The following is an 11,524-nucleotide window of genomic DNA, read 5'->3' as shown; positions in this document are numbered from 1 at the left end:
GCGACCGACAGCCCACCCCAGGCCGAGGTACCGCCGGCACGTGGCATCGAGGTCGACGTGCTGCGCTGGGTGCGCGACGACCTGCGGGACCGGCCAGTCAACCGAGTGATCAGCGACGACGAGATCCTGACGACCTACCGGGAGCTGCGGATCCTGACGACGAACCTGCGGATACCGGCCACAACGCTGACCGACACCGTGATCTCGACGCTGCGCGCCCAGCCACGCGGCCGGCTGGGCGGCGGCGCGCCCGGGGATCACAGCGACGCCCGTCAGGCCTGGGAGCAGATCCAGCTCACGCTCGACCTCGGCGAGGGCGTCCTCACCTTCACCGCCGCCGACCTCACCCCCGACCAGTGGGCGCAGCTGGCCGGCTTCGCCGAGCAGATCGCCGCCGAAGCCATCCGCCGCGCCGACGCCGGGCAACCACCCCTCACCCTGCACCTGGAAGGCGGGGCCAACGGCATCCCCTTCCTCCCCCGCCGTGCCGTCACCAACGGCAACCAGCGCGCCGTCGCCACCGCGCAGGTCCTCACCATCCTCATCACCGCCCGCCTCACCGACGCCGGCCTGCCCGGCGACCTGGTCACCATCCGCACCAGCAGCCGCGGCGCCCAGGCGACCAGCTCACCCGCCCACGGCCACACACCTTCCGCCTCCGCCGCGCAGCGCCGCCAGGTCCTCGGCTGGCTCACCGAAACCGTCACGCCCGGTCCCGCCGCCGGCCCCGTCCGCCCCGCCGGCCCCGTCCGCCCCGCCGGCCCTGTCCGCCCCGCCGGCGCCGTCCGCCCCAGCGCCGGCTCCGCCCAGAGCGACACCAGTCCCGCCCAGAGCGACGCCGGCCCCGCCCACGGCGGCACCACCGTCACCGGCTCCCGGCCGCAGCCTGAGAACAGGACGTCCGAAGCCGCGCCACCGGTCGTGGAACGGGCCGGGAACGACGGCGTGATCGTGGATCGGAACAGCTACCAGCTGCAGCGCATCACCCAGGACGACGACCGGTTCTTCAACGCGCTGATCGCCGGCATGCGCAGCCAGTTCCCCAGCTCCGCGCTCGGCGCGGCGACCAGCGGGCAGGCGCGCGGCGCCTTCGTCGAATGGCTCACGGGGCCGGGCGGCAGTGCGGCACGGCACCTGCTGGACGACCCACAGAGCGGCAGCTACCAGCACATCATCGGGGAGCTGGTGTCGGGCCTCGGCGCCGAACGCCTGGAACTGGTCCTCGGAGGCACGTACGACGACATCGATCCGCAGGCCCTCCGGGCGATGGCCGTCGCCGAGCTCGTCGACCATCCGTTCGGCGTCGCGTGGACCCGGCTGCTCCAGGTACACCCCGCACTGGAGCCGCTGAGCGACCGCGACGACCTGCTGGGCCTGCGGATGAGCGATCTCGTCGCGGCGGCGATCGCCGAACCGCGGATGTGGCGGACACCGTTCTCCGACCCGGTGCCGGAGCTCGCGGCGAAGGCGCTCGACCTCACGGTGACCCTCGTCAGACCGGCGCCCGGCGATGGTCTGACCACCGTCCCGCTCAACGCCCCCAGCATGCCGCGGCCAGGCCGGACGCTGCACCTCTACCACGACGGTGAGGAGCAGTACGACGCACTCGTCCGCGCACCGGCGGACCTGACAGCCGAGAAGCCGTCTGCCGGGCCGACTGCTCCCGGTTCCGGCTCCGGCTCCGTAGCCGCGCCGCCCGTCACACCCGAGGCGGCCGCTCCCGAGACGGCCGTTCCCGAAGCGGCTGCTCCAGAGACGGCCGTTCCCGAGGCGGCGGCGCCCGGATCCCCCACGCCGGCTCCGGAACGGGTGGTCCACCCCGGCGTCGACATCGACGCCGCTCAGCGCACGATCTTCACCGCGGACACCGCCGAGCTCGCCGCCGGTCTCACCTCCCTGCCCGACCTGACCACCGTGTTCCTGCCACGGGGCGCGGACGGCCAGATCATCCTGCCGGCCCCGGCCGGCCACGCCGCACCGAGCGCGCGGGCGCTCACCGTGAGCAGCCTGCGCGAGCTGCTGGACGCCGCCGGCTGGCGGGGTGGCCCGATCCAAATCTGGGTCGCGCCGGAACCATCCGGAACGAACCCAGACCGGTTGGCGGCACTGGAGAGCCAGCTCGGATCGTTCGCCGACGCCCTGCGCACCGAGATCTGGGCACCCCACCCCGGAGCCGGGCCACGGGTGGACGGCGGTGCGCTGCGCACCGCTCCAGGCGGCACTGCTCCAGGCGGCACCGGCAGCCCGGGCCGTCGCGGCTGGCTCTCGGCTGTTCCCCGGACCCGGCCGCGCGGCGGCGAACCAGTCGTCACCCCACCCACCTGGCTGGCACCTGACGAGGACGGCGGGCTGAAACCGTCGATCGGCGGCCCGGTGGTCTGGCCCGGCGGGATGGCCCTGATGACGCTGGGCACCTACCTGTCGGCCCTGCCCGACCTGCAGCGGCTGGCGCAGCGGCAGGACTCCGGCATCTTCGACGTCATCCTGCCGAGCGGGCCCGCCGGCGCCAGCACGCTCACCGCCGGCGGAGACCCCGCGGCGATCACGAAGGACATCGGCGCGACCCTCGTCCGCGCCGGCTGGCGGACGACGCGCAACCCCCAGGACCTGCGAATCTGGGTCGCCGAGGGCCTCGGCAGCGCCGAGCCCGAACTGCGGCGGCTCGCGGACGTCCACAGTGTCGAGGTCCTGGTCCCGGGCCCCAACAGCCTGCCGTCCTTCCAACGCCCCGGCGGCCGGCCGGCGCAGGGCAGCCGGCCCCGGCTCGTCACCGCCGCGGGTGGGCCGGGCACCTGGCGGGCGTTGGGCCGGCCCGGGGATCGCGGCGCCAGCAGATGGAACTCGGTCGCCGGCGAGGCGCGCCGCCGCACCGACGCCGCGGTCGTCGACCTCCCCGCCGGGCTGACCATGCTGAAACCCGGCGGCCGCGGTCAGTTCCCCCTGCCCGAGAACATCCCCACCCGCACGGACCGTTTCGAGATCCGCGACGCCATCGTCCGGGAGATCGACGGCGAGCGGATGCTCGTCGTCGGCCGGTTCGACGGGACGTCGTTCAACCTGCCCGCCGCGGACGTCCCGACCTTCCTCGGCGAGCACGGCTGGAAGAAGGGCCAGCCGCTGGTCATCGTCAGCAGCGATCTGGTCACCGCGACGCGGGACTTCTGGGCCCGGGTCGGCACCGCCGCGGGGGTGCACGTGTTCGCCCCGCCCTCCCGGGTCAGGATCGCCCCCGGCACCCGCCCCGGCGGCGACTCCTACCTGTCACGCAGCGGCGCGAACCAGAACCCGCAGTGGCAGGTGCTGTACAGCCCGATGGGGCTCGCGCCACCACTGGTGACGGACACCCTGCGGCGACTGTGGCCACCGGGCACCCCCGTGCTGCTCCGGATGCCCGGCTTCGGCCTGGCCTCACCCACCGCGGGAAACCAGCACCCGATCACTGCTCGCAAGCTCCCCTACCCGCCCTCGGTCTTCGTGCTGGACCTGCCGGTACTACCCGACGGCCAACTCGGGATCGCCTTCCCCGACGGCACCGTCCGCCCGCTCCTCCCGGAGCTGACACCCACGCTGATCACCCGGATCCGGGCCACGCCGGCACGCTGGGGCCAGCCACCCCGACCAGGCGGCGAGGCGCGGCAGGGCGAGGCGCAGGAAGGCGAGGCGGGGCAGGCCGAGCCACAGAAGATCGAAATGGTGATGCTGTGGTCGCCGCCGCCGAACCCCGACGACCAGAATCCCATGGCGAAGGCGGCCGACTGGGCTCGTCGACACTGGGCATCGCAGCCTGCGCGCCCGGACCCGGCCGCCGTCTTCGACCAGGATGTGCAGGCGCTCGCGAACGAGCTCCGGCTCCCGATCATCCGGATCGGCGCCGGAGCCGACCCGTTCTCCTACCGCTACGTCCCCGGCAGCGACGAGCAGCTGGACCCCCGCGCGCTCCTCGCCACCGCCAGCACGGGCACGCAGGAGATCACGCTGGTCACGCCGAGCGTCGGGACCGAACTCCCCTCCTACGTCCAGGTGGGGGAGAACGCCCTGCTGACCGACGTGACCAGGGTGTTCAAGGACGGGCCACGGGCCCACAACAACGGCTCCTACCTCTTCGGCTCGCGCGCGAACTCCAACGACGTGCTCAGGGATCTCCTGGCGTGGGACAGCGCGCTCGACTGGGCGGCGGAACTTCCGGTGCTCGTCGTGCATCTCGACGAAAAGGGGCAGCTCACCTGGCGGATCGACGGCTCCGTCCCGCTCGCCGTGGAGCAGATCGTGACCGTGCTCCAGGCCGACGCGGAGACGCAGGCCAGGGCTCGGCAGCTCCCCGGCACCCCGCATCCGGCCGGGCGGGCACTGTCCGCTCCGACGGGACCGTTCCGGCTGATCGCCTCCCGAGACCCCGCTCCGGAACTGCGAACCAGGCTGGAGGGCATCGCCCGGCAGATCTCGTCGAAACTCGGCGGTCTGCTGATCTACGTGGGCCACAACGCGGAAGCGGCGTCCCACCTGCAGGACATCCGGGCCGACGTCTGGATTCCGGTGAGCGCGTCACCGACCGGAACCACCGCCCGGCCCGACCGGGTGCGCGACAGCGTGACGGGCCTGCTGGTCACCTTTGACAGCACTTTCGACAGCTACCAGAACCTGGACTTCGAACAGTGGGACCGGCTCGGCGCACCGATCGACGACGTGCTCATGGAGGTCCACTCCGACGAGCACGGCGCGTACGCACTCAATCTGGCCACACCGAGGGCCGATCGTCCCGGCATCCGGTGGGTGCCCGAACGGATCCCGGGAATCCTCCAGGTGGTTCTCTGGGGCGGCCTCTTCTCCGCGACCGTGCGGCTGGACGACGGCAAGGCGGGCAACGTCCGCATTCCCCCGACCGCGCTCGCCGCCATCATCGCGCGGAACATGCCCACCACCGGCACCCCGACCAGCGTCGCGCTCGTGACGCCGGAGCCGGTGGCGCATTCCAGCCTCCACCCGGCCACGTTCCCGGTGATGCTGGCGGTGGAACTGAACATGCCCGTCGTCCTCCGGCCGGCCAAGGACACACCTCGCGAGCCGACACCCGTCGAACAGTGGCCTCCGGTGGAGGCCCTCCCCCACCACCAGGTCATCTCCGGGAGCGGCGGCCGGCCGATCGCCCTGAACCTGACGGGCACCCGCAGCGTGAACCCGTTCGCCCAGGCGCCCGCCCACATCAGGAAGGCGCTTCAGGACGGCGCTCTCGTGGTCATCGTGGACAGTTTCCCGGACGGCCGGATGGCTGTCCGGACAGGCGGGACACCGGCCCCCGCCGCGCCCTACGTCATCGCGCGCCTCATCGTCGAATCCACCGGCCGGGCCCAGAACCAGAACCAGGACCAGGACGTTCCATGGTCGGCGGTCGAGTTCTGGGTCAGAACGCCGGACGAGTCACAGCGGGGCGCGCAACGCGAGGCCGGCTACGACGAGCGGATCAACCGGTTCCAGGAGGAGGTCCGGGACCTCCTCGACGGCGCCCGGAGCACGGAGCAGATCGCCCGGGTCGAACCCGTGTATCCCGGCCCGGGCAGTCTGGTCACGCTGGCGGATGGATCGACGGCGCGGACGGTGCAGCTCGCGAACACGAGTCCGAGCGACGTCGACGAGCTGCTGGCCGCGGTCATCGCGAGCGCGGCCGCGCAGTATCCCGCGTCTGATTTCGTGGGGATGCTGCGGAGTCTCGCAGTCGCTCCGACGAGGTTCCTGGCGGGCCTGCGTACGGGACTCGCCGACCTGTACCAGCACCACCTCGGCCCCCTCGCCCACACCGGCCAGCCCGGCCAGCCCGGATCAGCCGCACCGCCCGGCACCGCCGGCGCCGGTACTCGCGATGCCGGGATTCTCGACGAGGCGAACGACCTGCGGGGCGCCGACAGCATCACCGGCGACCGGACTCGCGACGTTCTGCCGCGCGTTCTCGCCGATCTCCTGGGCGTCCGGCTGGTGATCCACACCCCGACCAGCACCGGCGGCACCACCCCTGTCGTCACCGGCAGGCTCGAAACCCAGCCCAGCCCCTCCGCCCCGGCGTTCGACCTGCCCACCGTCGCCGTCTTCGAGGACACCTCCGCCCCCGACGGCCAGGCCCGGTTCTACGCACTCCAGCCCCACGGAACGGACACACCCCTCCCGGCCTTCCGGGACGACACCCCACCGAGCTACGACGGCACAGCGGAGTACACCGCTGTCCAGGACAGCCTCCGGCTCGTGGAGAACCGGATCAACCAGCGGTTCCCCGGCACCGTCCCCGCACCCCAGCCCACGGCCCAGCCCCAGCCTCTGTCCACAGCTCAGCCTCAGGCGCAGACCCTGCCTCAGGCGCAGACCGTGCCTCAGCCCCAGACCGTGCCCCAGGCCCAGGGCCTCCCGCAGGCCCTGACCACACCACCCCCGCAGAACCCGGCGCCGGCGCTTCCGACTGCTCCGGCGATCGAGGACCCGGACCTGATCAGCACCGCGACCGACAGCCCACCCCAGGCCGAGGTACCGCCGGCACGTGGCATCGAGGTCGACGTGCTGCGCTGGGTGCGCGACGACCTGCGGGACCGGCCGGTCGACCGGGTGATCAGCGACGAGGAGATCCTGACGACCTACCGGGAGCTGCGGATCCTGACGGCGAACCTGCGGATACCGGCCACGACGCTGACCGACACCGTGATCTCGACGCTGCGCGCCCAGCCGCGCGGCCGGCTGGGCGGCGGCGCGCCCGAAAGCGCCGGCCCCGTCACCGACGCCGGCACCGACCCGGAGCCGACGCCGCGCCCGGAGACGGAGTCGACCAGCCCGGCGTCGCGGACCACCTCGGTCCTGGGACGCGGCACGTTCTCCTTCTCCTTCCCGCGGCCGCGGTTCGACCTCTCGCGGTGGTCGTGGCTGCCGCGGCGGACGACCGCCGCCTCGCCGGCCGGCGGCGGGCAGCCGACCCGGATGAACGGCCGGGTGGTCGACGGGCCGCCCGGCCAGTCCTTCGTCGTGCGGGAACTGGCCGGGCCCGCGGACCAGTTCGTCGAGGCGTTGCAGACGAGCCTGCGCCACCAGCTTCCGGGCGGGCAGTCGGACGTCCCGAGGGTCGAGGCGCTGCGGGAGTTCCTGGTGACGCAGCTCCGCGCTCTCCCGCCGCCCGGCGGTGGCCTGGACGTGGTCCCGCTGCTGGTCGACGCGCTGAGCGACACCGCGGTCGACGTCATCCTGCGGGCGGCACCGCCGAGCGCGGGCGGGACGGCGGGCCAGGGCATGGGCAACCCCGGTGACGCCGCCCCCCGGACGCGGCTCGGGGCGTGGCTGCGGGCGGATCCGCGCACCGCGTTCCTCGTCCTGCAGCCGTGGCTGCCGGTCGCCCTGCGCGGGCTGATCCCGCATGTCCACGCCGTTCTCGACGAGCACGGCCGGCTGCCCCACAACTTCGAGCTGGCCGCGGCGGCCATCATGGACCCGTCGCTGATGACCACCGCGTTGGGCGCCGCGGTCCCGGCGGCCGTCGCCGAGGTCGTCGGCGTCGACATCCGGGTCATACTCCGCCACGGATCGCCGCGGCTCATCACCGGCGGCCCCGGCAGCACCACCGGCACCGGTGACGGTGACGGGCGTCCGGTCATCTGGATGATGCACCGGGACGGCCGCTACCTCGGGCTGAGCCCCAGAGTCACCGGCCGCGCCGCCGCGCGGCCGGTGGAGCCCCCGTCGCTCGCGGCGTCCGCGTTCTCGCTCCCGCCGAAACCGACAGTGTTCACCGGGAACACGTCGAGCAACACCGGGCCGGATCCGTCCGCGCCGCGGCCCCCGGACCGGATCACCCAGCACGGGCGGATCGCCGCCTCGGACTCGGTCGTCAGCATGTACCCGGGCGAGATCGCCGTCTACCGGTGGCTCGAAAGCCAGCTCAAGGAACCGATGGGGGCCGCCTGGCCGGAGATCCAGCCGGACGTCGAGAACTTCGCCAGGGCGTCCGTGGTGAAGGGCCGGCTCTCCGGGATGACCCGGGGTGACCGGCGGAAGCTGATGATCAGCCAGCGGGGCTGGACGGGCTCGATCACGCTGGACGCGACCGTGCGCGACCTCCACCACGTCCGGAACGTGGACAAGTTCGAGTTCGAGGGCRGGAGCGAGTCGCAGGGAATCGGCGGCGAGCTCCACGACGGGCGGTGGCGGTGGCTGCTGTCGCTCCCGCTGCGGGCCGCGCGGGCAGACCTCGCCTGGACGGGGATCTTCGGGCGGAACTGGGACCGGCTGCGCGGCCGGCTGGAGTCCTCGGGCGGGCGCACGGTCGCGAAGGTGAAGATCGTCGAGACGGCCGCGCTCTACGACGGGTTCGCGGACATCCGGGCCACCATCGACCTGCGTTCGGGCGGCCTGCGGGGGGCTGCCGAGTCGGTCCCCGGGGTTCCGGAACGCCGGATCGCCCCGCCCCCGGAGCTGTTCGAGGTCGGGACGCGGATCGCGACCCCACTGGCGGAGAGCCCCGACGCGACCGGTGTCGTCCCGCCGCCGACGAAGCACTTCGCCCCACCGGAGCGGGTCACCCGCGACCACCGGCTCGGGTCCACCGACGTCGTGCTCGACCTCTACCCGCTCACCGCGGCGGACGGGCTCATGCGCGACACCCGCGGCATCGCCGGTCTCCTCGACGGCCTCGACGAGTCCGGGCGCCAGGTGTACGGGCGGATGTGGCCGCGGGTGAAGGAGGAGATCCTCGGCGAGGTCGATCTGGACCGCATCCAGCAGCACCTGCGGGGCATGATGTCCGGTCAGCCGCTGCCCGTCCGGCTGGAGTCCGTCAACGAGTATCTGGAGATCTCCGCGGAGCTGGTCGAGCTCGCCCACCAGCGGGCCGTCGGCCAGACGGAGTTCAACGCCGGCATCGAGAACCACAACTCGACCTCCGTCCAGAACATCACCGGGGACGCGCTGCAGGTCCCCGCCGGTGGGCAGTTCCTCGGGACGATCGACGGCACCGTCGATCTCGCCGGCACCGGCACCGCGCAGGTCGGCCGGGACACGTTCACGCTGCACGACCAGAGCACCAAGGCCGCCATGACGACGAAGACCAGGGACAAGGACGGGCAGAAGTTCGGCGGCCGGGTCCGGCTCACCTTCGCGATGAGCCACCAGCCGGCTGTCGGCACGGTGCGCACCGCGAGCCCCACGGCCGACCTGGGGATCGACGCACTGATCGAGACGGCGGAGGCCCGGCCGGTCGACCAGCCGGGCACCTGGTCCGCGGCGGACGCGGCGCCCCCGGCGACCGCGCCCCCGACGCAGGTCGCCGGCCGGAATGTGCTGATCCCGCCGGAACGGATCTGGGGCGGCGAGCCCGGAACCGGCATGCGCGACACCGACACGGTCCGCGACCTGCACGGGATGGAGCAGGTGCGGGCCGCGCTCGACGACGAGGGCCGGCGCTTCTTCGGCGAGCAGAGCTGGACCCTCATCCGCCAGGACGTGCTCGGCTGGTTCGACCGGGACCGGCTCATGGCCGGCCTGCCGGCGATGACCAGGGGGGCGGTGCTCGACGGTCCGGAGCTCAACCAGCGCGCCGTTCCGCCCGGCGCGTTCATCCAGGCGCGGGCGACGCTGGCCTCGACCACCTTCCGGCGCACGGCATCGACGGAACTCTCGCCGCAGGGCGACGTGACGAACCAGATCGCCCGGCGCCGGCTGAACTGGTGGAGCCAGCAGATCACCTCCCTGGTGGGTGGCACCCCCACCTGGCCCGACGGGCAGGTCACCGTCCAGGGCCTGGGCGGGGTGGAGTTCCGGCGCCGGACCGGCTGGCGCATGCTGCGCTCCGGGAAGGTGGTCGTCGGCGGGCGGTTCCCCACCCGGGTCGGGATCTACGACAGCGGTGTCGCCCTGACCTTCACCTTCGGCGCCGCCGCGAAGAACACCGTCCCGGTTCCGGCCGCGGCGAAAGCCGAGATCACCATCCCGCTGGGCGAAGGCCTGCTGTTCCGCGGCTCCACCCGGCCGACGTCCCGGCTCACCCCGGCGAACTACGACGCCCAGGTGGCGGCCCACCAGGCGGAGGTGGCCGCGGGCAGCCCCGGCGCGGAGCCGGTCCGACCCACCGGCAACCTCATCGAGCTGACCGAGGAACCCACCGGCACCACCACCACCACCGGCCCCGAGATCCGGCCGCCGGCACGCCTGACCGACGAGCACCGCATCAGCCCGAGCGACGTCGTGACCCGGCTCGGCGTCGACGACCACGCGGTGATGCGTGAGATCACCCGCGTCGTCCAGCCGCTGGCCGGCTACCGCTGGCGGTCGAACGAACGCCGCCTGAACCGCCGTTTCGGCGGCGACCCGCTGCGGGCGCAGCTTCCCGCGCTGTCGGCCGGCGAGACGGTGAGCGCCAAGGTGGGCGGCCTGTTCGTCCGCGGCAGGGTGACGGTGGCCGCCGAGGTCGGCGACCTGGGCTACCGCGAGACCGTGCCCGGCATCGAGATGGAGAGCGGCACCGAGACCGCGCAGGTCGTCGGCGGCAACGTCGACAACCGCTGGCGCCGGATCATCCCCTTCGCCGCCCGGTTCCGGCTGGGCGACGTCAGGGTCAACGTCACCGGCTCCGACAACCGGGACACGACGACCTCGCACACCGGCCACGGCGGCGGCCGCACCATCGCCCGGGGGAAGACCACCGAGGACGGGGCGCTGTTCACCGGCCCGGTCCGCTTCGTGGTGACCTACGATCTGCGCCGGCTCGGCTTCCGGCTGCGGCGCCCACCCGGGACGGTCGACCTGCCCGACACCGGCGTCATCGTCCCGCTGCGTGACACCCGCCTGAAGGCCGAGAACGGCCCGCCGGTGGACCGCGTCCCCGACAAGGCGTTCGCGCCGCCGGCGCGCATCCGCGACAGCCAGCGCCTGGGCTCCTCGGACATCGTGCAGGACCTGCGCGGCAACCCCGCCCGGCCCGACGGCCGGCTGGCGGGTATGGACGACATCCTGCGCGGCGTCGACACCCCCGGCCGGAAGGTCTTCGGCCGGCACTGGAGCGCGGTGCGCGGGCGGATCAAGGCCGAGGTGCCGCTGAACCGGCTCCAGTACGAGTTCCGGGCGATGACCGCCGGCGACCCGATCGAGGTCGCCGTGCCGGGCGGACGGGTACTGATCACCGCCTCGGTGCCGGCGGCCGGCGGTGGCCTCGCGCACGTCGGCAACACCCCGCAGACCGCCTTCCACACCGGCACCGAGCAGACCAGCATCATCGCGACCACCGACGGCATCACGGCCCTCGGGCGCTCGCGCAGCCACGTGGTCAACACCCAGCTGCTCAGCAGGATCGACCCGACCGGCGGCGGGCTGCCGGTCGCGCCGCGTGTCGGCGGCACCGTCATCGGCGGTACCGGCCGGGACGACGTGGTGACCGCCTCGGTGGCCACCCGGACCTCGATGTCGATCAAGACGAAGACGCCCGGGGCGGTGTTCGACGGGCCCGTGCTGATCCACTTCCGGATGGAGCGCAAGCCGCGGCTGCGGCGGCCCCGGCTCTCGATCGACG

Annotated in this window: 1 protein-coding gene (only partly in view); it reads left to right on the top strand. The window is 73.4% G+C overall.

Annotated elements, in window-relative coordinates; genetic code table 11:
• Positions 1 to 57: 57 nt before the first annotated feature.
• Positions 58 to 11,524, top strand: partial view of a hypothetical protein gene (locus CcI49_RS00915; RefSeq protein ID WP_206745179.1) — the 5' end (the start) only. It continues 23,633 nt past the right edge of the window; the window shows 11,467 of its 35,100 coding nt (coding positions 1-11,467); its start codon is at positions 58 to 60; its stop codon lies beyond the right edge, outside the window.

The sequence above is a fragment of the Frankia sp. CcI49 genome, from assembly GCF_001983215.1.
In the GTDB taxonomy this organism is placed as follows: Bacteria; Actinomycetota; Actinomycetes; order Frankiales; family Frankiaceae; genus Parafrankia; species Parafrankia irregularis.
Note: the sequence above shows the minus strand (reverse complement) of the source record. Positions and strands in the feature narration are given on the sequence as shown.